Origin of the sequence: Vibrio sp. 10N.286.51.E5 (assembly GCF_041469125.1) — a bacterium.
GTDB classification, from domain to species: Bacteria; Pseudomonadota; Gammaproteobacteria; order Enterobacterales; family Vibrionaceae; genus Vibrio; species Vibrio crassostreae_C.
Map to the genome: position 1 here is coordinate 1 of NZ_JBFRJZ010000096.1, position 252 is coordinate 252.

A 252-nucleotide genomic window follows, 5' to 3' on the forward strand; every position below is an offset into this window, starting at 1 on the left:
CCCTACTCGTTTTCACTGATTATGATGTGTCGGTTACGGGGCTATCACCCTTTACTGCGAGACTTTCCAGACTCTTCACCTGCATCATTAAAAGCTTAAGGGCTAATCCAATTTCGCTCGCCGCTACTTTCGGAATCTCGGTTGATTTCTCTTCCTCGGGGTACTTAGATGTTTCAGTTCCCCCGGTTTGCCTCCTGTTGCTATGTATTCACAACAGGATACTTACTTATGTAAGTGGGTTTCCCCATTCAG

General features: G+C 46.0%; 1 rRNA gene. It reads right to left on the reverse strand.

From position 1 onward, the window contains the following. Positions 1 to 252: ribosomal RNA gene (locus tag AB4161_RS21930) — 23S ribosomal RNA — on the reverse strand; the annotation flags it as partial.